The sequence below is a fragment of the Pseudomonas lundensis genome (assembly GCF_002269125.1).
Lineage (GTDB): Bacteria > Pseudomonadota > Gammaproteobacteria > Pseudomonadales > Pseudomonadaceae > Aquipseudomonas > Aquipseudomonas lundensis_A.
The window spans coordinates 74,327-100,488 of record NZ_NQKI01000016.1; the positions used below are offsets into that span (position 1 = coordinate 74,327).

25 protein-coding genes are annotated in these 26,162 nt (G+C 57.1%); 18 read left to right on the forward strand and 7 right to left on the reverse strand.

Features of this window, described 5'->3' with window-relative positions:
• Positions 1 to 2,145: an ATP-dependent DNA helicase DinG gene (gene dinG / locus CJF39_RS12075; RefSeq protein WP_047278693.1), complete on the reverse strand. Its 2,145-nt coding sequence runs from the start codon at positions 2,143 to 2,145 to the stop codon at positions 1 to 3.
• Between the two features lie 97 nt (positions 2,146 to 2,242).
• Here dinG and CJF39_RS12080 point away from each other — a divergent pair, with 97 nt between their 5' ends.
• Entirely contained in the window at positions 2,243 to 2,707 is a 465-nt protein-coding gene (locus CJF39_RS12080; RefSeq protein WP_094993625.1) for a CopD family protein, read from the forward strand.
• Positions 2,708 to 2,799: 92 nt separating this feature from the next.
• On the opposite strand, the gene CJF39_RS12085 is transcribed toward CJF39_RS12080, so the two are convergent.
• Both CJF39_RS12085 and CJF39_RS12090 read right to left on the reverse strand, forming a co-directional pair.
• Positions 2,800 to 3,558: a hypothetical protein gene (locus CJF39_RS12085; protein ID WP_094993626.1), complete on the reverse strand. Its 759-nt coding sequence runs from the start codon at positions 3,556 to 3,558 to the stop codon at positions 2,800 to 2,802.
• Positions 3,551 to 3,829 (reverse strand): DUF1145 domain-containing protein, encoded by a 279-nt coding sequence (locus tag CJF39_RS12090; RefSeq protein WP_094993627.1) that lies wholly within the window; start codon positions 3,827 to 3,829, stop codon positions 3,551 to 3,553. The genes CJF39_RS12085 and CJF39_RS12090 overlap by 8 nt, the downstream gene beginning before the upstream one ends.
• A gap of 205 nt (positions 3,830 to 4,034) precedes the next feature.
• On the opposite strand from CJF39_RS12090, the gene CJF39_RS12095 reads away from it, so the two are divergent.
• The 11 genes from CJF39_RS12095 to pdeM all read left to right on the forward strand — a co-directional run bounded on the left by CJF39_RS12095 (position 4,035) and on the right by pdeM (position 16,548).
• Entirely contained in the window at positions 4,035 to 4,532 is a 498-nt protein-coding gene (locus tag CJF39_RS12095; protein ID WP_094993628.1) for a DUF6231 family protein, read from the forward strand.
• A gap of 4 nt (positions 4,533 to 4,536) precedes the next feature.
• A complete protein-coding gene (locus CJF39_RS12100; protein WP_094993629.1) occupies positions 4,537 to 5,013 on the forward strand; it encodes a YchJ family protein in 477 nt (158 codons plus the stop codon).
• A gap of 32 nt (positions 5,014 to 5,045) precedes the next feature.
• On the forward strand, positions 5,046 to 5,531 hold the full coding sequence (locus CJF39_RS12105; protein WP_169963231.1) for an LEA type 2 family protein: 486 nt from the start codon (positions 5,046 to 5,048) through the stop codon (positions 5,529 to 5,531).
• A 7-nt stretch (positions 5,532 to 5,538) separates the two neighbouring features.
• Positions 5,539 to 5,751, forward strand: a complete 213-nt coding sequence (locus tag CJF39_RS12110) for an SEC-C metal-binding domain-containing protein (protein ID WP_094993630.1) — start codon at positions 5,539 to 5,541, stop codon at positions 5,749 to 5,751.
• Between the two features lie 204 nt (positions 5,752 to 5,955).
• Complete coding sequence (locus CJF39_RS12115) at positions 5,956 to 6,597, forward strand: glutathione binding-like protein (protein WP_094993631.1); 642 nt, start codon at positions 5,956 to 5,958, stop codon at positions 6,595 to 6,597.
• A 204-nt stretch (positions 6,598 to 6,801) separates the two neighbouring features.
• Positions 6,802 to 9,246, forward strand: a complete 2,445-nt coding sequence (locus CJF39_RS12120) for a penicillin acylase family protein (RefSeq protein WP_094993632.1) — start codon at positions 6,802 to 6,804, stop codon at positions 9,244 to 9,246.
• A gap of 133 nt (positions 9,247 to 9,379) precedes the next feature.
• Positions 9,380 to 10,399: a ligase-associated DNA damage response exonuclease gene (locus tag CJF39_RS12125; protein WP_094993633.1), complete on the forward strand. Its 1,020-nt coding sequence runs from the start codon at positions 9,380 to 9,382 to the stop codon at positions 10,397 to 10,399.
• Complete coding sequence (locus CJF39_RS12130) at positions 10,396 to 12,051, forward strand: ATP-dependent DNA ligase (RefSeq protein WP_094993634.1); 1,656 nt, start codon at positions 10,396 to 10,398, stop codon at positions 12,049 to 12,051. The genes CJF39_RS12125 and CJF39_RS12130 overlap by 4 nt, the downstream gene beginning before the upstream one ends.
• 139 nt (positions 12,052 to 12,190) lie before the next feature.
• Positions 12,191 to 13,318, forward strand: a complete 1,128-nt coding sequence (locus CJF39_RS12135; RefSeq protein ID WP_094993635.1) for a succinylglutamate desuccinylase/aspartoacylase family protein — start codon at positions 12,191 to 12,193, stop codon at positions 13,316 to 13,318.
• Positions 13,319 to 13,397: 79 nt separating this feature from the next.
• The gene (locus tag CJF39_RS12140; RefSeq protein WP_094993636.1) at positions 13,398 to 15,890 is read left to right on the forward strand and encodes a ligase-associated DNA damage response DEXH box helicase; all 2,493 of its coding nucleotides are present in this window, start codon (positions 13,398 to 13,400) and stop codon (positions 15,888 to 15,890) included.
• A 1-nt stretch (position 15,891) separates the two neighbouring features.
• Positions 15,892 to 16,548 (forward strand): ligase-associated DNA damage response endonuclease PdeM, encoded by a 657-nt coding sequence (pdeM, locus tag CJF39_RS12145; RefSeq protein WP_094993637.1) that lies wholly within the window; start codon positions 15,892 to 15,894, stop codon positions 16,546 to 16,548.
• Between the two features lie 8 nt (positions 16,549 to 16,556).
• Here pdeM and CJF39_RS12150 read toward each other — a convergent pair whose 3' ends face one another.
• Positions 16,557 to 16,757, reverse strand: a complete 201-nt coding sequence (locus tag CJF39_RS12150) for a hypothetical protein (RefSeq protein ID WP_094993638.1) — start codon at positions 16,755 to 16,757, stop codon at positions 16,557 to 16,559.
• Between the two features lie 94 nt (positions 16,758 to 16,851).
• Positions 16,852 to 17,418 carry a dCTP deaminase gene (gene dcd / locus CJF39_RS12155; protein WP_019411020.1) on the reverse strand — a complete coding sequence of 189 codons (567 nt, stop codon included), beginning with the start codon at positions 17,416 to 17,418 and terminating at the stop codon, positions 16,852 to 16,854.
• Between the two features lie 352 nt (positions 17,419 to 17,770).
• On the opposite strand from dcd, the gene CJF39_RS12160 reads away from it, so the two are divergent.
• Positions 17,771 to 17,980: a cold-shock protein gene (locus CJF39_RS12160; protein WP_002554837.1), complete on the forward strand. Its 210-nt coding sequence runs from the start codon at positions 17,771 to 17,773 to the stop codon at positions 17,978 to 17,980.
• A 120-nt stretch (positions 17,981 to 18,100) separates the two neighbouring features.
• On the opposite strand, the gene apbC is transcribed toward CJF39_RS12160, so the two are convergent.
• Positions 18,101 to 19,195, reverse strand: a complete 1,095-nt coding sequence (apbC, locus tag CJF39_RS12165) for an iron-sulfur cluster carrier protein ApbC (protein ID WP_094993639.1) — start codon at positions 19,193 to 19,195, stop codon at positions 18,101 to 18,103.
• A 180-nt stretch (positions 19,196 to 19,375) separates the two neighbouring features.
• On the opposite strand from apbC, the gene metG reads away from it, so the two are divergent.
• The 4 genes from metG to CJF39_RS12185 all read left to right on the forward strand — a co-directional run bounded on the left by metG (position 19,376) and on the right by CJF39_RS12185 (position 23,628).
• Positions 19,376 to 21,427 (forward strand): methionine--tRNA ligase, encoded by a 2,052-nt coding sequence (gene metG / locus CJF39_RS12170; RefSeq protein WP_094993640.1) that lies wholly within the window; start codon positions 19,376 to 19,378, stop codon positions 21,425 to 21,427.
• A gap of 211 nt (positions 21,428 to 21,638) precedes the next feature.
• On the forward strand, positions 21,639 to 22,631 hold the full coding sequence (gene rsxB / locus CJF39_RS12175; protein ID WP_249275357.1) for an electron transport complex subunit RsxB: 993 nt from the start codon (positions 21,639 to 21,641) through the stop codon (positions 22,629 to 22,631).
• Positions 22,632 to 22,703: 72 nt separating this feature from the next.
• Positions 22,704 to 23,342, forward strand: a complete 639-nt coding sequence (nth, locus tag CJF39_RS12180; protein ID WP_094993642.1) for an endonuclease III — start codon at positions 22,704 to 22,706, stop codon at positions 23,340 to 23,342.
• Between the two features lie 106 nt (positions 23,343 to 23,448).
• Entirely contained in the window at positions 23,449 to 23,628 is a 180-nt protein-coding gene (locus CJF39_RS12185; protein ID WP_094993643.1) for a PA3496 family putative envelope integrity protein, read from the forward strand.
• Between the two features lie 120 nt (positions 23,629 to 23,748).
• On the opposite strand, the gene CJF39_RS12190 is transcribed toward CJF39_RS12185, so the two are convergent.
• Positions 23,749 to 24,375: a response regulator transcription factor gene (locus tag CJF39_RS12190; protein ID WP_047274014.1), complete on the reverse strand. Its 627-nt coding sequence runs from the start codon at positions 24,373 to 24,375 to the stop codon at positions 23,749 to 23,751.
• Between the two features lie 986 nt (positions 24,376 to 25,361).
• On the opposite strand from CJF39_RS12190, the gene CJF39_RS12195 reads away from it, so the two are divergent.
• Positions 25,362 to 26,120 carry a hypothetical protein gene (locus tag CJF39_RS12195; protein ID WP_094993644.1) on the forward strand — a complete coding sequence of 253 codons (759 nt, stop codon included), beginning with the start codon at positions 25,362 to 25,364 and terminating at the stop codon, positions 26,118 to 26,120.
• The last annotated feature ends 42 nt before the right edge of the window (positions 26,121 to 26,162 follow it).

Here is a 26,162-nt window from a genome sequence, read left to right on the forward strand (position 1 = left end):
TTAAGAAATTTCGCGCCGGAAAGGTGGCAAGGCATTCAGGATCGCCTTGCCATAGCGCTGAGTGACCAGTCGCCGGTCCAGCAACGTGATAGTGCCGCGATCCTGCTCGGTGCGCAGCAGACGACCGCAGGCTTGCACCAGTTTGAGGGACGCGTCGGGGACGGATATTTCCATGAACGGGTTGCCGCCACGGGCCTCGATCCACTCCGCAAGCGCCGCTTCGACCGGGTCGTCAGGCACCGAGAACGGAATTTTAGCGATCACCACGTGCTCACAGTACGCGCCGGGCAAGTCCACACCTTCAGCAAAGCTGGCCAGCCCGAACAACACACTGGAGTCGCCACCATCCACCCGGGCCTTGTGTTTGTTGAGGGTCTCCTGTTTCGACAAGTTGCCCTGGATGAACACCTGCTTGCGCCAGTCACGCTCCAGGCCGTCGAACACGTCCTGCATCTGTTTGCGCGACGAGAACAACACCAGCGTGCCTTTGGAACCTTCAACCAGACCCGGCAGGTCGCGAATGATCGCCGCCGTGTGCGCCATCGCGTCACGCGGGTCGGCTTTAAGGTCGGGCACCCGCAGCACACCCGCGTCGGCATGGTGGAACGGGCTGGGTACGACTGCGGTAACCGCCTTTTTCGGCAACCCGGCGCGCATGCGGAAACGATCGAAGGTGCCCAACGCGGTAAGTGTGGCCGACGTGACTAACGCGCCATAGGCGACGTTCCACAGGTTACGGCGCAGCATTTCTGCCGCCAGAATCGGGCTGGCGTTTACCTCGATATCAAACAGCGAGCCGCTTTCAGCCAGCGTCAACCAACGGGCCATAGGCGGGTTGTCTTCGGGGTCTTCGGTGGTAAAGGCGGTCCACAATTCCCAGTTACCCTGGGCACGGGACAGCAAGCTGCCAAACAGGGGATACCACTCTTCGGCCTGATTGCTGGTGATGCCGATGTTGACCTCACCGTCCATGCCGTCCTTCAGAATTTCAGTCAGCCGGGTAAACAAGTCTGTAAGACGCGAGAAGCCTTTTTTCAGTTCGATGCCCATTTCCCGCATATGATCGGGAATCAGCCCGCCGACAAAGCGGTGCCGCGGGCGCTCACGCCCTTCCGGTTCTTCACCGACCTTGAAGTCAGCGATCTGCTCACAGGTGGTGAACATGAACTGCTGCTGCGCCTTGATCTCCTTCGCAAGCTCCGGCACTTGTTCCAACAAACGCCCCAAGTCACCCGGCAGTGGGTGTTGCGCCAGCAGTTTGGTGAGGTTCTTGGCGGTTTGCTCCAGCCAGTCGGCGGTGGAGCGCAGGCGCGTGTAATGGGCGAAGTGGCCGATGGCCTTGTCCGGTAGGTGATGGCCTTCGTCGAACACATACAGCGTGTCACGCGGATCAGGCAATACCGCACCGCCGCCCAGCGCCAGGTCGGCCAGTACCATGTCGTGGTTGGTGACGATCACGTCCACCTTGCCCATGCCTTCGCGGGCCTTATAGAAGGCGCACTGGCCGAAGTTCGGGCAATGGCGGTTGGTGCATTGGCTGTGGTCGGTGGTCAGACGCGCCCAGTCCTGGTCTTCCAGAGCCTGAGGCCAGCTGTCGCGGTCGCCGTCCCACTTATTGCCCGCCAGCTTTTCGATCATGCTGGTGAACAGCTTTTGACTGGCTTCATCAACCTCGATCTTGAACCCTTCTTCCTCGAACAACTGCGCCGTCGCAGTTTGCGCGTGGCCTTCTTGCAGCAGCATGTCGAGCTTGGACAGGCACATGTAACGCCCACGGCCTTTGGCCAAGGCAAAACTGAAATTCAGCCCGCTGTTGCGCATGAGATCCGGAAGGTCTTTGTAGACAATCTGCTCCTGCAACGCCACGGTCGCCGTGGCAATCACCAGGCGCTTGCCTGCCGCCTTTGCCGTCGGGATTGCGGCCAGGCTGTAGGCCACGGTCTTGCCGGTGCCAGTGCCCGCTTCGACCGCAACCACGGCGGGCTCGCCGCTGCGATGGCCTTCTTCGTCGGTATCGATGTCGCCCAGCACCTTGGCCACTTCGGCGATCATCAACCGCTGGCCATAGCGTGGCTTGAGGCTCTTGGCTTCGAGAAAACGCGAGTATGCGCCCTGAATCTGGGATTTGAGTTCGTTACTAATCATGGTTCTTCGGGCGCGAGAAACGCTGGATAAATTTTCAGTGGTTCGAATGGCCGCTATCATACCCCGCTAAATCATCCCGCGCCGAACGGAGTACCTCATGACCGCCTTTGCCCTTGCCTATAGCCTGCATGTTTTGGCCGCCCTGATTTGGGTCGGCGGAATGTTTTTTGCCTGGATGATCCTGCGCCCGGCCAGTGTGGCGGCCCTTGAAGGCCCGGCCCGGCTGAAATTATGGGTCGAGGTGTTTCCGCGTTTTTTCGTCTGGGTATGGGCCGCGGTGCTGATTTTGCCGATAAGCGGTGTTGGCCTGTTGCAGATCCGCTTTAACGGATTTGAGACCGCACCGCGTTATGTGCAGATCATGATGGGGCTGTACATCGTGATGGTGGCGCTGTTTATCCGCATTCAATCCCTGCAACTTCCGGAACTGCGCAAGGCAGTCCAGGCAGAGCAATGGGCGGCAGGCGCAGCGGCTTTGGCCAGGATTCGTCGATTGGTGGGCTGTAACTTGATCGTCGGGCTGTTGCTGGTAGCAATTGCGGCGGCGCGGCCGATGTTTTAAGGCCTTGAGCTGTTGCGCGACGCCGCGATGAACGTCGTGCAACCGCTCGCAACCTTTATGCGGTGTCAGCAACTGCGCGTTTACAGGAAGGGTTACAAGCGCTGGATGGTCACCGCGCCAGCAGAACCGGTTTCGCCGGGTTCACCCGCCAGCCCGGGCTTGCCTGACTTGGCGCCGTCGGTGCGGTACACCAGGCACCCTTTGGATTTGCCGCCAGCCCCCGCACGCCCTGCTGCACCGGGCTTGCCACCCGCGCCGCCCTCCACACGCACGTTGATCAGGGCTTCAGGGAAATCTCGGGGCAGTTCGACACGCACCTGCGCACCGGCAGCGCCCTGCTGACCGTTACCACCGTTTTGCCCATTGTGGCCTGCGCCCGCGGAACCCCAGGTGCACCCCGGTGCCTCACCGTTGCCGCCATCGAGCCCGACAAAACCCGGCGCACCGGTTCCGCCACGGGCATCGACCGACAGCTCGTTGGCTTGTAAGGCATCAAACCGCAGGGTCAGATCTCGGGCCGGTCGCGCCGGTTTTTCGTAAGTGCCCGCTGCGCCACGGGCATTGATCTGGCTGCCTTCTTCAAAGTTGGCATAAGCCGCGTGCAACTCAATGGCACGCTCGGCCGGGACAATGGTGATGCGCGCTTCACGTCCCAAATGCAGTTGGTCAATTTTGACCTGCGTCACACCGGGCGGGATCAGCAAGGTGCCGTAATCCGCCACATCGAGCTGTTCGAGTTGCAAGACGCTGGTATTGGCGGGCAAACGCATCAGCGTGTTGGGATCAACCTTGACCGATTCGGCATGGACAAACGGGCTGCACAGGGCGACCAATAAACCTAACTTACGCATGGTGAGCGCCTTGTTCAGAAGTGGAGCGGAGGGTTTGCAGGTGAAAAATGCCAACCAGGAGGACATGCAAGCGATCACGCCAAGGATTGGGGCGCTCTTTGATACTGCCGTTGAACAGTAGCAGCTCAAGCAAGTGGGTCAGCAACAACAAACTGCCGGCCAGATTGACCAATACATCAAATGGGTTGATCAACGGATTGAGCACATTGATCATCACGACCACCCAAAACAAAAGGGTCAAGACTTTCCCCAGCCCCCAAAGCACCTTCATAGCTCCCCCTGATCGTTATGTTTTTTCTTTGGATGCACCTTAACGGGTGGCAGGACAGCTGCGCCAGAGGTCCCGACAAAAATACCTCCGTGTGTCATTTCGATACGTGAGGTCGCCAGACCGCTTCTTCGCTTTCGTTGAGTGGATCCACTAGGCCGCAGGGTCAGGGCAGGCTAGTCTTGGGCGCTTAGAAAGAGGACTTGAGATGAACTCCGGCATTTCCACCCGCACGCCTCAGCACGCTTTGGCGGCTTTGCTTGATCGATACGCCCCGCAGCGTTTGCTGGTGGTCGGCGCCAGTCATTTTCCGGCCCTGCAAGCCTTTCAACAGGCCCACCCTGACGCCCAGGTCTCACTGGCAACCCCCGGCCCGCTTCCCGAAGACTTGGCCAGCCAGCGCTTTGATTTAGCCCTGGTAGTGGATTGCCTTGAACACCTGCCCAAAAAAGCGGGTCTTGAATTGCTGGGCGGGATTCGTAACCTGAACGCCAGTCGACTCGCGGTACTCGCAGATCTGACAGCGTGCGACTGGAAAGAAACGGACTTTTTCGCTTTAGCACTACAGAACAATGAGAGCTTTCAGCGTGACGATCAGATACTGACGCTATTCACCTATGATCTACGCGAGTACAAACAGGTGCCCGACTGGTTAAATGCCAGGTTCTGGGCCAATCCGGAAAACTTCGGCAAGTATTGGTGGTAAACCGATGAGTACATCCATTTGCCCTTGTGGCAGCGGCAACCTGCTCGACGCCTGCTGCGGGCATTATCACGCGGGGACTGTCGCCCCAAGCGCCGAAACCCTCATGCGTTCACGTTACAGCGCCTACGTTCTGGGGCGGGTGGATTACCTGGTTGCTACGACATTACCGGTGCAGCAAGCCGGTCTCGACCGTGAATCCATTAAAAGCTGGAGTACACAAAGTACGTGGCTCGGGTTAGAGGTTGAACACAGTGAAGTGTTTGGTGGTCAACCTGAACATGCGTTCGTCACCTTTACGGCCCGCTGGCATGATGCCAATGGCGAACACAGCCATCGGGAAAAGTCTTCCTTCGTGCAAAGTGCCGGGCGCTGGTTCTTCATTGATCCAACCGTTTCGCTAAAAGTGGGGCGCAATGACCCCTGTCCTTGCGCCAGCGGCTTCAAATTCAAAAAATGCTGCGCCGGCTATTTCGCCCAATAAGCTGAACTGACGTGGCTGATAAGGAGCAAAGAATGGATGCTCGGGCACTTATTAAACACACCGCCGCCCTCTTGCTGATAGTGGGTCTGTCGGGGTGCGCCTCCTGGTTTGAGTCCTCGGACAAAGACCCCGGAGTGCGCCTGGAGCGTGTTGAACTAATTCAGGCCAAACTGTTGGAGCAGCGCTTCAAGCTGCACTTCAGGGTGGATAACCCCAACGACTCCACCCTCACCGTCCGCGGCATAAGCTACAAAGTGTACTTGGGCCCCATTTTGTTGACAGAAGGCGAACACAGCCAATGGTTCAGCGTTGATCCCAAAGGCACGGCCGACTACGTAGTCCCGGTGCGCACCAATATGTGGCAACACGTCAAACCCCTGGTCAAATTGCTGGAGTCGCCTGACGAACCAATCCCTTATCGGCTTGAAGGCACGCTGGAGACCGGCCTGTTCTACGGTAACGACGTGCACGTCATGCGCAAAGGCGAGATAATCCCCGGCGATTTTATTCCAGAGTGATTGAGCAATGACCCAACAACCCCACGTTCACGGCCCAGACTGCAACCACGATCATGATCAGCATGATCACGCCCATGACCACGGTACCGGTCATGTGCATGGCCCGAACTGCGGTCACGCCCATCAGGAGCCTGTGCGCAATGCGTTGAAAGACGTTGGCCGCAACGATCCTTGCCCGTGTGGCAGCAGCAAAAAATTCAAAAAATGTCACGGCGCCTGATCCTTTAAACAGCGCCCGACCTGCGCCGCACCTGCCTTCAGGCATGTGCGGCGTTTGTATTTTTACCGCCTGAGATTTCCTGCCAAAACTTGCACTGACACGTTTCCCCTTCACAACGGCGCGAGTAAAACTGACAGCTGCGAGTGAACTGCTACCTTTGCCGAGCATCAGTTTCAACGTGAACATTCGCTTCTGGAGCCCTTCATGATCGATCTTTACTACTGGACCACCCCAAACGGCCACAAGGTTTCACTGTTTCTCGAAGAAGCTGGCCTGCCCTACAAGGTCCACCCGGTCAACATCAGTAAAAATGAACAGTTTGCGCCTGCTTTCCTGAAAATCTCGCCCAACAACCGCATTCCGGCCATTGTCGATCAAACCCCGGCGGACGGTGGCGCGCCGCTCTCGCTGTTCGAATCGGGTGCCATCCTGCTGTATCTGGCCGAGAAAACCGGACAGTTCTTGCCCAAGGATTTGCGAGGGCGGCAAATGGCGCTGCAGTGGCTGTTCTGGCAAATGGGCGGCCTGGGGCCAATGGCGGGGCAAAATCACCACTTCAATCGTTTTGCGCCCGAAAAAATCCCTTACGCGATCAAGCGCTATACCGACGAAACGGCCCGCCTCTATGGCGTCTTGAACAAGCAACTGGAAGGCCGGCAGTTTGTTGCAGGTGACGCGTACAGCATCGCGGACATGGCGATTTACCCGTGGATCGTGCCGCATGCCTGGCAAGGGCAGAATCTGGACGACTTCCCGGCGCTGAAAACCTGGTTTGACCGCATCAAGGCACGCCCCGCCACTGAGCGGGCCTACGCGCTGGTGGCCAAGATCAACCCGCCACAATAAACAACCCTCGCAGTTTGAAGCTGCTATAACGCTGCCGCTGCAGGCCAGCGGCACATAGCGCCTTGCGCCGTTCGGCCGCAATAACACAGCGTGCGATGCTGACGGCGCCTGCACTTGGCTTTTCGCCATATAGCCCTTGCGTGCCCTCTTGCGCGTCACTAACGTAGCGCCTTTCGATGACACCCCCTTCGCAGGAGCTTTGCCATGGCCTCGCCAGCCTTCACTTATTGTTTACCCCGGTTCGGCGTTGCCGCGGCAGTGGTCGGTTTTCTGAGCCTGACCGGTTGCCAGATGAACAACCCTGCCACCCAAAGCCTGGTGCCCACGTCAGGGGTGCAGCCGCTCAAAGGGCTGGCGCAGAACGTGTCGGTGCGGCGTAACGCACAGGGCATGCCGCTGATTGAAAGCAGCAGTTTCCATGACGCACTTTTCACGCTGGGCTATGTGCACGCCAGTGATCGCATCAGCCAGATGGTACGCCTACGCCTGCTCGCGCAAGGCCGTCTGGCGGAACTGGAGGGTGCCGATGCCCTACCAACCGACCGCCTGATGCGCAGCATCAACCTGAAGAAGAACGCCAGCGAGCTGTACAAAAGTGCATCGCCGCGCCTGAAAAAGTTTTTTGAGGTGTATGCCCGGGGCGTTAACGCTTACCTGTTTCGCTACCGCGACAAACTGCCCGAATATCTGGCCCGGGCAGGTTATAAGGCCGAGTACTGGAGACCCGAAGATTCGGCACTGGTGTACAGCCTGCTGAGCTTCGGCATGTCAACCAACCTGCAAGAGGAGTTGAATGCGCTGGTGCTGGCACAGAAAGTGGGCAGCGACAAATTGCCATGGCTGATGCCGACCTACCCCGGTGAAGCATTGCCTACCAGTGAGGCCGAGAAACTCAAGGGGTTGAACTTTGGCACTGCGTTGCAAGGGCTGGACAGCGTGACGCATGCCCTCGAACAGGTCACCCGCCTGAGCATGCCGGGCGTAACGGCGTCCAGTGACTGGGCGATAGGCCCGCAACGCAGCCGCTCGGGCAAAAGCCTGCTGGCCAACGATATTCATCAGCCCATCGGCATCCCTTCGGCCTGGAGCTACGTGCAAATCCGCGCCCCAAAATATCAGGCTGCGGGAGCCTCGATTGCCGGGCTGCCGACCCTGTTTGCCGGTTTCAACGGTAACGTTGCGTGGGGCATGAGCATGGCCATGGGCGACAATCAGGACGTGTTTGTTGAGAAACTCAAACGCGAAGGCAATCGTCTTTACTACCTGTCGAACGGTAAATGGCTGCCCGCCAGCGTGCGCAATGAAACCTTCTTCATCAAAGGCCAGCGCCCGATTCGTGAAGCCGTCTATGAAACCCGTCACGGGCCACTGCTCAATACTGCGCTGAACAGTAGCCTGGGCCTGGCCCTGCAAATGCCGGACTTTAAGGACGACAAGACGCTGGACGCGTTTTTCAACCTGTCCCGCGCGCAAACCAGCGAGGCAGCCTCTGACGCCAGCCGTGAAATCCGTTCGGTCGCCCTCAACCTGTTGTATGCCGACGCCCGGCATATTGGCTGGCAAGTGACCGGCCTGTACCCCAACCGCCGCGAGGGCCTGGGCCTGATCCCGTCGCCGGGCTGGGAAAGTCGCTATGACTGGGACGGATACGCCGATGCCATGTTGCATCCCTACGATCAAGACCCGGCTCAAGGGTGGCTCGGCACAGCCAATCAGCGCACGGCGGCCTATGGCTACGGCATGCAACTGTCAAACTCGTGGCTGTCGCCCGAACGCAGTGAGCGCATCGCGCAACTGGCAGGCAGCGGCAAGCAGGACGCGCGCAGCCTGATTGCCATGCAGTACGATCAGGTCACCCTGTTCGCCCCCAAACTCAAAGCCATGCTCACCGCGCCCGGCATGACCCAGCCCTTGAAACAGGCCATTGCTGCCCTGCCCGCTGCCGATCAACCCAAGGCGCGCGAAGCCTTGAGCCGGTTATTGGCCTTTGACGGCAAGCTCAGCGCAAGCTCGGCCAATGCCGCGCTCTATGAACTGTTCCTGCAGGCCAGTACGCAAGTGACGTTCCTTGACGCCCTCGGGCCTGAGAACAGCGCCAGTTGGCAGGCATTCATCAGCAACGGCAACCTGTCGTACTCGGCTCAGGCCGATCACTTGCTGAGCCGCGAGGACAGTCCATTCTGGAATGACGCCCGCAATGGAAAAGCACGAGACAAACCGACAGTCCTGGCGCATAGCCTGGTGGCCGCTGTCGACAACGGTGAACGCCTGATGGGCAGCGATCTCAAAGCCTGGCAATGGGACAAGTTGCACACTTACGTCTGGCGCAATGCCCAAGGCCAGGCTGTGCGCGGCCCCATCGCGGCGGGCGGTGATCACACCACGCTGAACATCGCCGCTTATCGCCTGGGGGATTCGAACTTTGACACGACGTTGATCCCGGCCATGCGCATGATCGTCGACTTCGGGCAGGTCGAACCGATGATGGCGCAGAACAGCAGCGGACAATCCAGCAACCCGGCCAGCCCGCATTACGCCGATGGCATCGATCCGTGGCTTAAAGGCCAGTACCTGAGCTTCCCGATGCAACCGCAACATTTCGACAAGGTGTATGGAAAAACCCGCCTGACGCTGACGCCGGGCAGGTAAAACCGCGAGCACTGCCGCGCCGGGAACGTTCACCGAGCCCACCTTGCGCGGCAGTGTCAGCACCTGCACCTTTTTCGAACTTCCCGCCCTGTCCTTGCCTCCTACATAACAAGCCCATTGCCACGGCATCCCCATGGACCTTGTGATTGCGCGACCTGAAGGCTTGTACTGCCCGCCCGGGGATTTTTACATCGACCCCTGGCGCCCTGTCGAACGTTCGGTAATTACCCACGGGCATGGCGACCATGCGCGCACGGGTAACACCCATTACCTGGCCGCCGAACCCGGCGCGGGCATTTTACGTGCGCGGCTGGGGCAAGACATCAGCCTGCAAACTCTGGCCTACGGCGAACCCCTGAAACACCATGGCGTTACCCTCAGTTTTCACCCTGCGGGCCATGTGCTGGGCTCGGCGCAGGTACGACTGGAGTACAAAGGCGAAGTGTGGGTGGCCTCCGGCGATTACAAAGTGGAACCCGACGGCACCTGCGCGCCGTTCGAGCCCGTGCGCTGCCACACGTTCATCACCGAATCGACCTTTGGCGTGCCGATTTACCGTTGGCAGCCACAAGCGCAGATTTTTGCCGAAATCAACCAGTGGTGGCGGGCCAATCAGCGCGTAGGCAAGGCCAGCGTGTTGTTCTGTTATGCCTTCGGTAAAGCGCAGCGTATTTTGCATGGCATCGACGCCAGTATTGGCCCGATCGTGGCTCACGGTTCTGTGGAGCCACTAAACCGGGTGTACCGCGACGCCGGCATTTACATCCCGCAAACGCTGTACGCAGGGGACCTCAAAAAGACTGATCCCTTGCTGCGGCAGGCATTGATTCTGGCGCCCCCCTCCTCGGGCGGCAGCACCTGGATGCGCCGCTTTGGCGACTACAGCGATGCCTTTGCCAGCGGCTGGATGCGCCTGCGCGGTCCGCGGCGACGCCGGGGTGTTGATCGCGGGTTTATCCTCTCCGACCACGCCGACTGGCCCGGATTGTTGTGGGCCATCGAACAGACCGGTGCGCAACGGGTCATGGTCACCCATGGATCCATCGGCACCCTGGTACGGTTTCTGCGGGAAAAGGGGCTGGATGCCCAAGGCTTTGTCACTGAATATGGCGATGACGAAGAAGCAGCGCCCCTACCGGAGCCTGCCTCATGAAAGCCTTCGCCCAGCTCTATGGTCGGCTCGACGCCACCACCTCCAGCAACGCCAAGCTGGCCGCGCTGCAAGACTATTTCAGCCAGGCCCAACCCGCGGATGCCGCGTGGGCGGTGTACTTCTTGGCAGGCGGACGCCCGCGCCAACTGGTGCCCAGCCGCGTGCTGCGCGAGATTGGCATGCAGCAGGCCGACTTGCCTGAGTGGCTGTTCGAAGAAAGCTACCAGGCGGTGGGGGATCTGGCCGAAACCCTGTCGCTGCTGTTGCCCGAGTCCCCGCACAGCAGTGAGACCGGGCTCGCCGACTGGGTTGAAAACCATCTGTTACCGCTGCGCGGAGCGACGCCAGATGCTTTGTCCCTGCGACTTCCCGCGCTGTGGGCGCAACTGGATCAACAAAGCCTGATGGTCTGCATCAAATTGATCACCGGCAGTTTTCGCGTGGGCGTCTCCAAACTGCTGGTGACCCGCGCGCTCGCGGCCCTGGCCGGGGTCGACAGTAAGCGCGTGGCCCAGCGGCTGGTGGGGTATACCGAGCTGTCGCGCAAACCTTCTGCGGCCGATTACCTGAAACTGATCGCCGAACCCTCCGCTGACGAACACGCACAACGTGGCGGGCAACCTTACCCGTTTTTCCTGGCACACCCGCTGCAACTGCCGGTCGAACAATTCGAGGCCCTGCTGGGGCCGCCCGCAGACTGGCAAGTGGAATGGAAGTGGGACGGTATACGTGCACAACTGGTCAAGCGCGACGGGCAAGTGTGGCTCTGGTCGCGGGGCGAGGAATTAATCAGCGAGCGCTTCCCGGAGCTTTTGGAAATGGGCGCTGCACTACCGGATGGGTGCGTCATCGATGGCGAAATCGTGGTCTGGCATCACGCACCGCAGGCCGGCCCCAACGTGCAGCCATTTGCCCTGCTGCAGCAGCGTATTGGCCGCAAGACGCTAAGCAAAAAGATCCTTCAGGAGATTCCGGTGGTGCTGCTTGCATACGACTTGCTGGAGTGGCAAGGCCAGGACTGGCGCCAGCACCCGCAGGCGCAACGACGGGCGCAACTGGAAGGTGCAGTGGATCAGGCCAACCAGCCAGCGCTGCAGCTGTCCCCCCAATTGCACGGCAGCGACTGGGCTGACTTGGCGCAACAACGCACCACCTCTCGCGCCCTGAGCGTGGAAGGGATGATGCTCAAATCGCGCACAGCCCAGTACGGCGTCGGGCGCACCAAAGACGTGGGCGTGTGGTGGAAATGGAAAGTCGACCCGTTCAGCGTCGATGCTGTGCTGATCTACGCCCAACGCGGGCATGGTCGCCGTGCCAGCCTCTACAGCGATTACACATTTGCCGTGTGGGACGGTCCGCCGGAAAAATCCGACCGCCAATTGGTGCCTTTTGCAAAGGCTTATTCAGGTTTGACCGACGAAGAAATGCGCAAAGTCGACGCCATCGTACGTAAGACCACCGTCGAGAAATTCGGGCCGGTCAGCAGCGTGACTCCCAGCATGGTGTTCGAGCTGGGGTTTGAAGGCATTGCCCTGTCAAAACGCCATAAAAGTGGAATCGCCGTGCGCTTTCCGCGCATGTTGCGCTGGCGACATGACAAAGGTGTCGCGGATGCCGACAGCCTTGAAACCTTGCAAGCACTGCTGGGCTAAAGGCCATCACCGATGTGGAAAGCGCGGTGTGGGTGCTATGCGCGCGCCAGCATCGCTGCCATTATTCGCGCCTGCGTGACCTCACTCGCCGGAACGCTGCAGGCTGGCGCGCCCTGACTTGGCTCATCGGGACTTTTGCATGCAAACAAAGCGACATCAAACCCACCCCCTGCTGGCCCCCGTGCCCGGCGGTGAGCGGCACATTCACAGTTTTCACTATGGGCCTGACCAACCACAGGGCAAGGTCTACATTCAGGCCGCACTGCACGCAGATGAACTGCCAGGCATGCTGGTGGCCTGGCACCTCAAGCAGCGGCTGGCAGAGCTGGAAAACGATGGCCGGTTGCGCAGTGAAATCGTGGTCGTGCCCATGGCCAATCCCGCCGGCCTGGAACAAGTGTTGATGGACGTGCCTCTGGGTCGTTTTGAACTGGAAAGCGGGCAGAACTTCAATCGCCTGTTTCTCGATTTGAGCCTGGAAATAGGTGATGCCATTGAAGGGCTTTTAACCGATGACCCTGACCATAACCTGCACCTGATTCGCCATCACGTGCGTGCAACCCTCGCCCAACACGTACCCGCCACCCCTCTGCAATCACTGCGTTCCACCCTGCAAACACTGGCTTGCGATGCCGATATCGTGCTGGACCTGCATTGCGATTTTGAAGCCGTCCCTCACCTTTACACGACCCCCGATGCCTGGCCTCGGGTCGAGCCGCTGGCCCGTCGCATCGGTGCACAGGCAAGCCTGCTGGCCACCGACTCTGGCGGGTTGTCCTTCGATGAGTGCCTGACGCTCGTGTGGTGGGAGCTCAAACAACGCTTCGGTCACGTCGCAGCCATCCCCCAGGGTTGTGTGTCGGTCACCGTGGAGTTGCGCGGTCAGCATGACGTCAGCCATCCCATGGCCAAGGCCGACTGTGAGGCATTGCTTGATTATTTGATCGACATGGGCGCCATTGCTGGCGATCCGCCCCCTGCACCCGCGTTGTTGTGCCCTGCTACGCCGCTGGCCGGGGTTGAACCGGTTGCAACGCCCGTTGGGGGGTTGCTGGTATTTTGCGCCAGCCCGGGCGAGAAACTGCGCGACGGGCAACTCATCGCCCAGGTTATTGATCCGGTCAGCGATCGTGTCACGCCGGTTTACAGCGCAACCGACGGCGTGTTGTATGCCCGCTCGTTGCGGCGCATGGCCACGGCTGGCATGGTCATCGCCCATGTGGCGGGGGCCGGGGAGCACCGCAGCGGGTACCTGCTGTCGCCTTGAGGCGAACGACAATTTTGGGCACTAACCGGCGGCGCTCGCGGTCTGTAAATCAAGCCCCCTCAGAGCATCGCCCGCGCGTATGGCTGACTCTACTAACTTCGCGAAACAGTGGTTCACTGCTCGACAGTGGGTACCGTTCGACTTTCAGAAAAAAGTCTGGGCGGCGGTCAAGCGCGGTGAGTCCGGGCTGCTGCATGCCAGCACCGGTGCTGGCAAAACCTATGCGGTATGGTTTGCAGCACTCAACCGTTTTGCCCGTGCTGCGCCAGCCAAACCGCTCACTGCGCCCAAATCGCGCAAACCGGCCTCAGCACCGCTGACGGTGCTGTGGATCACCCCCATGCGCGCGCTGGCAGCGGACACCGCGCGTGCGCTGGATGCACCGCTGGCAGATTTGAACATCCCATGGACCGTTGGCCTGCGCACGGGCGACACCAGCAGCAGTGAACGCGCCCGACAGGGCCGTCGCCTGCCCAGTGCGCTGGCCACCACACCCGAAAGCCTGACCTTGCTGCTGACCCGTGCTGACGCAGAGGCACAGATGGCCAACCTGCGCATGTTGGTGGTCGATGAGTGGCATGAGTTGATTGGCAACAAACGCGGAGTACAACTGCAATTGGCGTTAGCTCGATTGCGCAAGTGGAATCCACAACTGATTGTGTGGGGCATTTCTGCAACCCTTGGTAATCAGGCCCACGCTCAGGACGTGCTGTTGCCGCAAGGCGGGGGCGCCAGCGTACAGGGCAACGTCATTAAGGATTTGCAGGTCGACACCCTGTTGCCGCCCTCGATAGAACGCTTTCCCTGGGCGGGGCACATCGGCTTGCGCATGTTGCCGGCAGTTGTGAACGAGGTGGACAGCAGCGCCAGTTGCCTGATTTTTACCAATACCCGCGCGCAATCCGAGATTTGGTATCAGGCGTTGCTAGAGGCCCGTCCCGATTGGGCCGGATTAATTGCCCTGCACCACGGTTCATTGGCCAGAGGCGTGCGCGATTGGGTCGAGCGCAGCCTCAAGGAAGGCACACTGAAGGCGGTTGTATGTACGTCGAGTCTGGATCTGGGCGTGGATTTCTTACCGGTTGAGCGGGTGCTGCAAATCGGCTCGGTCAAAGGCATTGCCCGTTTGATGCAACGCGCCGGGCGCTCAGGGCATGCGCCGGGGCGGCCTTCGCGCGTTACGCTGGTGCCGACCCACAGCCTGGAACTGGTAGAAGCAGCAGCCGCCAAAGCCGCAGTGGCGGCCCGTTTGATCGAGCCCCGGGAATCCCCCCACTGCCCGCTGGATGTGTTGGTGCAACATCTGGTCAGCATGGCGTTGGCCGGCGGTTTTCTGCCTGATGAATTACTCGACGAAGTGCGCAGCACCTGGGCTTATCGCGACTTGAGCGAGGAACAATGGCGCTGGGCGCTGGCGTTTGTCCATCATGGCGGCGACTCGCTGACGGCGTATCCGGACTATCAGCGCGTTGAACCCGATGCCGATGGCGTGTGGAGAGTCCCCAGCGCACGCCTGGCCCGACGCCACCGTATGAGCATCGGCACCATCGTCAGTGACGCCAGTATCCAGCTTAAGTACTGGCGCAAAGGCGGCGGCGGGCAATCGCTGGGCAGTGTCGAAGAAGGCTTTATTGCAAGGCTTAAACCGGGGGACGGCTTTTTGTTCGGCGGGCGCTTGCTTGAACTGGTGCGCGTCGAAAACATGGTGGCGTACGTCAAACGCACCTCGGGTAAAAAAGCCGCCGTACCGCGCTGGAATGGAGGACGAATGCCACTGTCCAGCGAGCTGGCGCATGCCTTGGTCGCGCAGCTGGATGCCGCTCGCCACGGTCAGTTCACAGGGCCGGAAATGCAGGCAATCAAACCCTTGCTGGCGGTGCAAGAGGCGTGGTCGGCCCTGCCCGGCACCCACACCCTGCTGGCCGAGACCCTTAAATCCCGTGAAGGCTGGCACCTGTTCTTGTATCCCTTTGCTGGCAGGCAGGTGCACCTGGGGCTGGCCAGCCTGTTGGCCTGGCGGGTCAGTCAACAGCAACCGCTGACATTCTCAATCGCGGTGAATGACTATGGTTTTGAACTGCTCAGTGCAACTGCAGTGGACTGGGCGTCCCTTCTGAACGCAGGCCTGTTTGATGAGGGTCACTTGCTGGAAGACATTCTTGCCAGCCTCAACGCCGGTGAGCTGGCCCTCAGGCGCTTTCGGGAGATTGCGCGCATTTCAGGACTGGTTTTTGGCGGCTATCCCGGCGCGCAAAAAAGCACGCGGCAGGTTCAAGCCTCCAGCGGTTTGTTTTTTGAAGTCTTCAAGCAATACGACGCCAACAACCTGTTACTGACCCAAGCCCAGGAGGAGGTGTTGCGCCAGGAGCTGGACATTCAGCGCCTGGAACTGACCTTGAGCGACATGCGCACCTTAACGCTCGACCTGCATGCTATTAAGCGGGCAACCCCGTTCGCCTTTCCACTCCTGGTGGAGCGCTTTCGCGAAAGTCTAAGCTCCGAGAAACTGGCGGACCGCATCGCCCGCATGGTCAAGGACCTGGAAGCCGCTGCCTTGAAAGGAACGAAATAGCATGAAGCTAGCGGTTGAACTGGCAGGTGAAGAAGTATGGCTGTTGGCAGAAAAGGCAATGTTTTGGCCGCGGCGGCAAACCCTGTTGATTGCTGACGCGCATTTCGGCAAGGCGGCAGCCTATCGAAAACTGGGCCAGCCGGTGCCGACAGGAACGACTCAAACCAATATCGATGTACTGAATCGTTTAATGAAGCGTTATCCCTGCACAGAAGTGATTTTTCTAGGGGACTTTCTGCATGCACCTGAATCCCACGCGCTCAACACATTGGCCGCCATTCGCACCTGGCGCGAAGCGCATTCCGAGGTGACGATGACTTTGATAAGGGGCAACCACGACCGGCGCGCAGGAGATCCACCAGACGCGTTGAAGATTGAGGTGATTGCCGAGCCGCTACTGCTGGGGCCCTTTGCACTTCAGCATGAGCCAGATCCCCATGAAACACACCATGTGCTGGCCGGTCATGTGCATCCTACATACCGACTGCGCGGTAAGGGCAGACAGAGCGTACGGGCGCCCTGCTTCTGTCTTGGCACCAAGGTCAGCGTATTACCGGCGTTCGGCGCATTCACTGGGGGGATGAACATCAGCCCTGCGCCCGGCACGCGCCTGTATCTGGTAGCAGATGAGGGCGTGTGGCCACTGACGCATGACTGACTGAATATTCACGCCACGGGGGCAGGTGGAGGCTCGTCGGGAATCGTCGGAACGCCCGGTTCAGTGGGCTGCGGGGTATCGGGATCAGGCTGGCCGGGGATACCGCCTGCTTGCATCTGAGGGTGTGCGAGCAGCGACCAGGCCAACATACCGACCTGATTAGGTTCAAGGCTGGCCAATTGGGCGCGGATACTCGGATCAATCTTCATAGGGGCACTCCTGAGCGTGGATCCGGCGCGCTGGGTGCATCACCGGAAATACACTCAGTAGAGTGCATTTTCGCTCAGGAATTCCCTCAGCTCGTCAGGTACGTGGCAAGGTCACGCCGCGCTGGCCCTGGTATTTGCCACCACGGTCCTTGTAGGAGACTTCACATTCTTCATCGGACTCAAAGAACAACATCTGTGCGACACCTTCGTTGGCGTAGATTTTCGCTGGCAAGGTCGTGGTGTTGGAGAACTCCAGCGTCACGTGGCCTTCCCACTCCGGCTCAAGCGGGGTCACGTTGACGATAATGCCGCAGCGGGCGTACGTGCTCTTGCCCAGACAGATAGTCAGCACGTTGCGCGGAATACGGAAGTACTCGACGGTGCGCGCCAGGGCGAACGAGTTGGGGGGAATGATGCACACGTCACTGGTGACATCGACAAAGCTGCCTTCATCGAAATTTTTTGGATCGACGGTGGCGGAATTGATGTTGGTGAACACCTTGAATTCGTTCGCGCAACGCACGTCATAGCCGTAGCTCGACACACCATAGGAGATCAGACGGTCGGCGCCTTCGCCGCGCACCTGGCGCTCAACGAAGGGTTCGATCATGCCGTGCTCTTGCGCCATGCGGCGGATCCACTTGTCTGATTTGATGCTCATGGCGGGGTGTCCTGAATAGCGAGGTGGAAAAATTCTGTTGGGCATCTTACCGGTGCGCGGTGTCAGGTTCAAAAGCCTGAGACAGATTTATTGAAAATAGCTGTACCTACCGGGAATACAGGCTGTGAGGCCAACCGCCAGTCACGTTTTTAGAGAAACCTTCGCAAAGACCCTTTGCACGTTCCTGAAAAAGGGTTAAGGTGGCGTCACTGTGTTGCTTGTGTCACTGAGAATCTCTACACGATGTTGAATTTCGATCCAACCATCTCCAAGAATTTTTCCTGCTCTTTGCACTCAGTCTCGGCCAGGGCTTTTCCTGAGTCGCAGTTATCTTTGTCCAAGGAGTTACACCATGTCTAATCGCCAAACTGGTACCGTTAAGTGGTTCAACGATGAAAAAGGCTTCGGCTTCATCACTCCACAATCCGGTGACGACCTGTTTGTTCACTTCAAAGCAATCCAGTCCGACGGCTTCAAAAGCCTGAAAGAAGGCCAACAGGTTTCTTTCATCGCTACTCGCGGTCAGAAAGGCATGCAAGCTGAGGAAGTTCAAGTTATCTAACTTGTACTGATCCAGTAAAAAACCCCGCCCTCAAAAGCGGGGTTTTTTTATGCCCGTCCAAAAACATTAAGCGCCACGCACGCCAGCAGGAGCGAGCTAGCCCGCCCCCACTGCCGAATATCAATCGTCGCTGTTGGTAATGCTGGGCATGGCTTGAGATGCCGCTTCGTGCAAGACGATGCGCGCCCCCACATGCCGGGCCAATTCCTGATAAATCAATGCGATTGGACTGTCCGGCTCGGCAATCGCCGTCGGCTTGCCGCTGTCTGCCTGCTCACGGATGGACATCGACAATGGCAATGAGGCCAAGACCTCAACACCGTATTGAGTCGCAAGCTTCTCACCCCCGCCCTCCCCAAACAGATGCTCAGCGTGACCGCAATTGGAGCAGATGTGGACCGCCATGTTCTCAACGACACCCAATACCGGGATATTGACCTTGCGGAACATTTCGACACCTTTGCGCGCGTCCAGCAGTGCCAGATCTTGCGGCGTGGTCACCACGACAGACCCGGTGACCGGAACTTTCTGCGCCAGAGTAAGCTGGATATCCCCCGTACCCGGCGGCATATCAATCACTAAGTAGTCCAGATCATTCCAGGCTGTTTGCGTCACCAGCTGCAACAGCGCGCCGGACACCATTGGACCGCGCCACACCATCGGCGTGTTGTCGTCGGTCAAAAACGCCATGGACATCACTTCAACACCGTGTGCTTCGATCGGCACAAACCACTTCTGATCACGGATCTTTGGCCGAGTGCCTTCCGGAATGCCGAACATTACACCCTGGCTCGGCCCATAAATGTCGGCATCCAGAATACCGACCCGCGCACCTTCGCGCGCCAGTGCCAACGCAAGGTTTGCGGCCGTGGTGGATTTGCCCACGCCACCCTTGCCCGACGCCACTGCCACAATATTTTTGACATTGGCCAGCTCAGGGATTTGTCCCTGAGCCTTGTGCGCCGCAATCACGCAATTGACCTCAACCTTGGCAGCTGTCACGCCGTCCATGTTTTGAATGGCCATTTGCAGCATCTGCGCCCAGCCATTTTTGAACAGGCCCGCAGCGTAACCCAGCTCAAGCTGCACGCTGACGCGATCACCTTCAATATCGACATGACGGACGCAGCCGGCAGACACAGGGTCCTGATTCAAGTAAGGGTCGGTGTACTGGCGAAGGACAGCCTCCACCGCTGCGCGATTGACGGCGCTCATGGGCAACTCCCGAAAGGTCTGATTAAAACAGGCCGCTATCCTAACCTTCTGAGGCGACCAAAGCAGGCTTTTAAAAGCCCTTGAAACACCATAAACCCACAGATACGTGTCCACGGGGTGAAATATATTGTCTGGCGCTTTATAGTGGCCGACCACCGTCTCATCAAGTAGCCGAGCCCCATGTCCGAGCCACGCAAGATCCTCGTCACCAGCGCCCTGCCCTATGCCAATGGTTCAATCCACCTTGGCCATATGCTTGAGTACATCCAGACCGATATGTGGGTGCGCTTCCAGAAGCAACGCGGCAACCAATGCACGTACGTTTGCGCAGACGACGCCCACGGCTCGGCAATCATGTTGCGCGCCGAAAAAGAAGGCATCACACCCGAGCAACTGATCGCCAACGTTCAGGCTGAGCACAGCGCCGACTTTGCCGATTTCCTCGTTGACTTCGATAATTTCCATTCGACCCACGCTGAAGAAAACCGTGAGCTGTCGAGTGCGATCTACATCAAGCTGCGTGAAGCCGGCCACATCGCAACCCGCTCGATTACTCAGTACTTCGACCCGGAAAAGAAAATGTTCCTGGCCGACCGCTTCATCAAGGGCACCTGCCCGAAATGCGGCACTGAAGATCAATACGGCGACAACTGCGAAAAATGTGGTGCCACCTACGCCCCCACAGATCTGAAGAACCCAAAATCAGCGATTTCCGGCGCCACTCCGGTGCTCAAAGAGTCGCAACACTTCTTCTTCAAACTGCCAGACTTCGACGCCATGCTCAAAAGCTGGACCCGAAGCGGTGCCCTGCAAGACGCCGTGGCAAACAAAATTGCCGAATGGCTGGATGCGGGCCTGCAACAGTGGGACATCTCCCGCGATGCGCCGTATTTCGGTTTCGAGATCCCGGATGAGCCCGGCAAATATTTCTATGTGTGGCTGGATGCGCCTATCGGCTACATGGCCAGCTTCAAGAATCTCTGCGCCCGCCGTCCTGATCTGGACTTCGACACCTACTGGGCCAAAGATTCGACCGCTGAGCTGTATCACTTCATCGGCAAAGACATCGTGAACTTTCACGCCCTGTTCTGGCCAGCCATGCTCGAAGGTGCAGGCTATCGCAAGCCTACGGCCATCAATGTCCACGGCTATTTGACGGTCAACGGCCAGAAGATGTCCAAATCCCGCGGCACCTTTATCAAGGCCCGCACCTATCTGGACCACCTGTCGCCTGAATACCTGCGTTACTACTACGCATCGAAACTGGGTCGCGGGGTCGACGACCTGGACCTCAACCTCGAAGATTTCGTGCAAAAGGTCAACTCGGATCTGGTCGGCAAAGTGGTTAACATTGCCAGCCGTTGCGCAGGCTTTATCCACAAAGGCAATGCCGGTGTGATGATCGAAGGCAACGCTGCACCTGAGCTGACGGATGCATTTCTTGCAGCTGCCCCGAGCATTGCTGAAGCCTACGAAGCGCGCGACTTCGCTCGCGCCATGCGCGAAATCATGGCACTGGCCGACCGCGCCAACGCCTGGATTGCTGAAAAAGCGCCATGGGCCATGGCCAAGCAGGAAGGCAAACAGGATGAAGTCCAGGCAGTGTGTGCACTGGGTATCAACCTGTTCCGTCAACTGATCATTTTCCTAAAGCCCGTGCTGCCCGTGCTCGCCGCCGATGCCGAAGCATTCCTGAATGTCTCGCCGTTGACGTGGGACGATCACACGACCCTGCTGAACAACCATCAGTTGAATGCATTCAAGCCGCTGATGACCCGTATTGATCCGGTAAAAGTACAAGCGATGACTGACGCGTCAAAAGAAGACCTGGTTGCGAGCCAGACTGACACAGGCTCCGCCGCCCCCAAAGGTAACGGCGAACTGGTAAAAGAACCGCTGGCAGCCGAAATCGACTTTGATGCCTTCGCGGCCGTTGACCTGCGCGTGGCGCTGATTCTCAAGGCAGAAGCCGTTGAAGGTGCCGACAAGCTCTTGCGCCTGACGCTGGACATCGGTGATGAGCAGCGCAACGTCTTTTCCGGGATCAAAAGCGCCTACCCGAACCCGGCAGAACTCGAAGGTCGCCTGACAATGATGATCGCCAACCTGAAACCGCGCAAAATGCGTTTCGGTATTTCGGAAGGTATGGTCATGGCAGCGGGTCCCGGCGGTGAAGAAATTTACCTGCTGAGCCCCGACAGCGGTGCCAAGCCGGGTCAACGCATCAAGTAAGACCCCGCGTATCACATTCGCCAATGGCCTACCGGCCGTTGGCGAACGTTCTTCAGTAGCCTCCCTTCCTGCCTTGTCGGATAATCAGCCAGCCTCGCTAGACTGCGACTATGACTGACCTGACATTCACGCGTTAATGCCAAGCCCGTTTCGATGATCCCCACGTCATGAACGCCGGGAGATGGCTTGCTGTCGTTGGAAACACCCCACAATGAGCCTGATACAACAGATCGATGCCTTATTGCCGCAAACTCAGTGCGGAAAATGCGGCCACCCGGGCTGCAAACCTTATGCGAAAGGGATTGCCCAGGGCGAAGCCATTAACAAATGCCCGCCTGGCGGAGAAGAAACCGTTCGCGCCCTGGCACAGTTGCTCCGCGTACCTGTCATTGAGCTCGACCCCGAACGCGGCTCTGCTCCAGCTCAAGTTGCGTACATCCGCGAGGCTGAGTGCATCGGCTGCACCAAATGCATTCAGGCGTGCCCGGTTGATGCCATTCTCGGCGCTGCCAAGTTGATGCACAGCGTGATCGTGGATGAATGCACGGGCTGCGACCTGTGTGTTGCCCCCTGCCCGGTGGACTGCATCGAAATGCGCCCGCTCCCTGCGAATGTTATTCCAGTTGTAGGCGGACTTGCGCAGCAAGCCGGGGAGTTCGAAGCGCGGGCAAACAAACGGCAGCATGCACGTTGGCGTTACGAACAGCGTGAAACCCGGCTCGCACGCGAAGAAACGACCAGACAAGCCGCACGTGCGGCACGCTCGCAACCCACCGTCGCGGCACACTCACGGGCTGAAGCTGAGCCGCAAACACATGCCCTGCGGCCAAGCGGTCATGAAGCCGCGCTTAAACAGGCCAAAATTACGCTGGCCATGGCCCGGGCCCAATTGCACAAATCGCTAAAAGCCTTTGGTCACCCACCAACAGCTCAACAACAAGCTCAACTCAACCAGCTCGGGCAACAGTTTGAATTGGCCGAACAGGCATTGGCGACACTCGAAAAAAGCCCTCAGCCACCAGCGCCCAAAACACACCCGCAGGGTTCCGATCTCAAGCGCGCAAAAATTCAACTGGCGTTGCGTCGGGCAGAATTGAAAAAATCGATCAATCTGGATCTGCCAACCCAAGAACTTGCACCACTAAAAGAAGCTGTGGATCGGGCCGAAAAGCTGATTGCTTCGTTGACCGACGCCAGCTCTTGATATTTCTCAGACCGAGACCCAACTGTCCCAACAGCGCTTGGACAGACAGCACATCAGGAAACGCCCTTACTCATGAACGCCGCAAAGCGCCTTGAAATATTTCGTCGATTTCACGAAGACAATCCTGAGCCTAAAACGGAGTTGGCTTACTCATCACCTTTCGAATTGCTAATCGCGGTCATTTTGTCCGCGCAGGCAACCGATGTGAGCGTCAACAAGGCGATGGCCAAATTGTTTCCGGTCGCGAATACGCCAGAAGCCATCTACGCTCTGGGTGTGGAAGGGTTGTCGGAGTACATCAAGACCATCGGTTTGTATAACAGCAAGGCCAAGAACGTGATTGAAGCCTGCCGATTACTCATCGAGCGACATGACAGCCAGGTGCCTCAGACACGGGAGGCGCTCGAAGCACTTCCAGGTGTCGGCCGTAAAACTGCGAATGTGGTGCTAAACACCGCATTCAGGCAATTGGCCATGGCAGTCGATACCCATATCTTTCGAGTGAGCAACCGCACCGGCATCGCACCGGGCAAGAATGTGGTGGAGGTCGAAAAGCAATTAATGAAGTTCGTACCCAAGCCCTACCTGCTGGATGCGCACCATTGGTTGATTCTGCATGGACGCTATGTTTGTCAGGCTCGCAAGCCTAGATGTGGGAGCTGTCGAATCGAAGACCTGTGCGAGTTCAAGCAGAAAACCTCTGATGATTGAGCGATAGTGAATTTATGGGCTGATCGATTGAGAAAAACTTTTTTACCCTTGCGACATTTGTCGCTATAAGGAGCGCCAATAGCTGTCTTGGTCTGGAGTGAGCAGAATGAGCACTGGCAAAGAAGAATTGGATGTAGACGATGAGCTTGTCTCAGACGAGCAAGAGGAGGTAGTCCCTCCCCCAGAGGTTGCGAAGACCAATCTCGCCAAACGCAGAACCATTGATAACCTTCTGGAAGAGAGAAGACTCCAGAAGCAGCTATCAGATTATGACTTTGATCTTTGATGAGCTGAAAAGCCTCCTGTTGCCCAAGGAGGCTATTTTAATCATGGGGCCTGAGCAAACGGCTATCCCGCCATACAAGCGAGATAGCCGTCTAGACGTGAAACTTACTGGTGCCGCCGTTCACACTAAACCGTTGCGCTGAGCAAGCTCGATCAGGTCAACCAGTGAGCGAGCGTTAAGTTTCAATAACAAGCGTGTCTTATAGGTACTGACGGTTTTGTTACTCAAGAACATCCCGTCCGCGATGTCCTTGTTACTTTTTCCGCGTGCCAATTGTTGCAGCACCATCATCTCCCTGCCCGACAAACGATTGACCATATCGGCTTCACTGGCATTTCCAAGACTGGTGCGCACAGAGTGCAATGCTTGATTAGGAAAGTAACTGTATCCCGACAATACAGCCTTTATTGCACTGAGCAACTCTGTCAGATCCTGCTGCTTGCACACATATCCCGCCGCCCCGGCTTGCATGCAACGCATGGAAAAATGTCCCGGCGCTTGTGAAGTTAAAACCAGCACTTTCACAGGTAGCGCCGGAGTTGATAGACGAGCAATCACCTCAAGCCCGTCCAGTTTAGGTATTCCTATGTCGAGTATCACAATATCCGGCGCATGTTCACGCGCAAGTTGTAATGCGTCCACACCGTTATCCGTCTCAGCAACGACTTCATAGCCATGTCGTTCCATGAGCATACGTACAGCAAGACGGATCACGGGATGATCATCCACGATCAGCACTTTATTCATGGGTAATTCCAATTTTCGCTGTTCGAATTTTTAGAGTCAGCACAATAGCCTAGTCGTAACACCCTGGGCATAGCGCCCCCCCCCCGAGCACTAACAGCCAAAGACATCACCTACATAAAATAACGATTTTCCCTAAAAAAAACTGCTCTAAAGAAAAGCTTCCCGCCCAACAAAGCGTGGACACCCTCACAAAATAAAACCGTATCCCACAGCCTGTACGGATACACGATTAATCAAACGAGTGTTTTATTGCAATTCCATCGCACTTACGCAAGCGACACTTCGACGTAACACCATACATGTCATTTACGTCCTGAGATCCCTCCCGTTTTCGAATTGACACAAGCACCTTCGTGCTCCAGGGATCGGAGCCACAATCAGTTACTTGTGACAAACCTTATATCAACAATATTCGTCATGACAACACGTACAGACATGAAAATACGTCTGGAGCCATTGATGCCACATAAATAGCATTACAGAAAAACTCTTAAAATATGTAGGCGAACCACACTAGCATGCTCTTATGCGCCGCCTGACACATTTAATTTCACGCAGCAAAATCTACTCTTATTTCTCATGAAAGTATTTCAAATTATCACTTAAGGAAAGGTACTACAGATCATTAGGAAAAATATGCAGGAATCAATTAACTCTATTTTTTACGAAACATATCACAACAACCCAGCTAGACACCTCTATAGGCATTCATCATCCCACTGTTTGAAATTGACTACCCTGTAATAACTCCCTCTTTGACTCGAGACATAGACTACAACTAACGAACAAAATAGCGCAGCGCATGCGCCCCGCCGGCGCGACCCAAGTAAATCTTGCGCATTCAAAATCTCACAGCTAACTTTATAAATAGACACATTATTAAAACCACTCAAGGCCCGACAATAAACTCAGACAAAAAATAATTTTTACGATTACATTTGTCTTCTTTCATCAATTGAGGCCTTTTCAGACAAGCAGGTTCCCTTATGCTTACGAGTAAACCCACTACAAAAAATCCGCTGACTGTAATTGCGATTTTTTCAATACTGACGCAAGCCTCGGCATCCGTTTCCCTGCCGTACATAAACAAGGAGAATCAGGAAATCTATGTCTGGTTTTTGGTCGCATTCCCGATCGCACTGGTTATCCTTTTCTTTATTACATTGAATTTCAATAACAGAACGCTTTACTCACCCTCCGATTTCTCGAACGAGAAACACTTTCTGGACACAAATATTGAGTCGACAAACCCAAGAAAAGAGCGTGAAAACAAACCACTCCCACATTTAAAATCACCACCCAAAAAAATAACCGACCGGTCGGACATAACATTGAGCTTTTGCACCCCGCAAAACCTTGTACTGCTGCCTCAGAGCCATACGCACGCCCAGTCATCCACACACAAGCAAGGCACAAAAAAGGGCCTGAGCGAAGCCACCAAACGGCATAAAGAGCCAGAATCGGCCAAATACAAAACCTTTAAAAGGACCATAACAGACGGGTTGCAGGTCGCTAACCTGACTCATTCAGATGAAGTCCTTACAAGCAAGCATGATCTTGAGGAGGTTCTTTCAACCATTTACAGAAACATGATCTCATCAAAAAACTCAGCCGATAAAAACAAGGTGCTTATTCTGTTAATTAACAGCCATGTCAGCGAGTTAATAAATAAATACCCGCTCTCAGCGCTGAGTTATAAGAAGACTCACTTAGGGAATCTCCGAACAAGTTTTCAAATGTGCTGAAATACGCCTGACCACCTGATCCGAGCCGCCTATGAGCCAGAA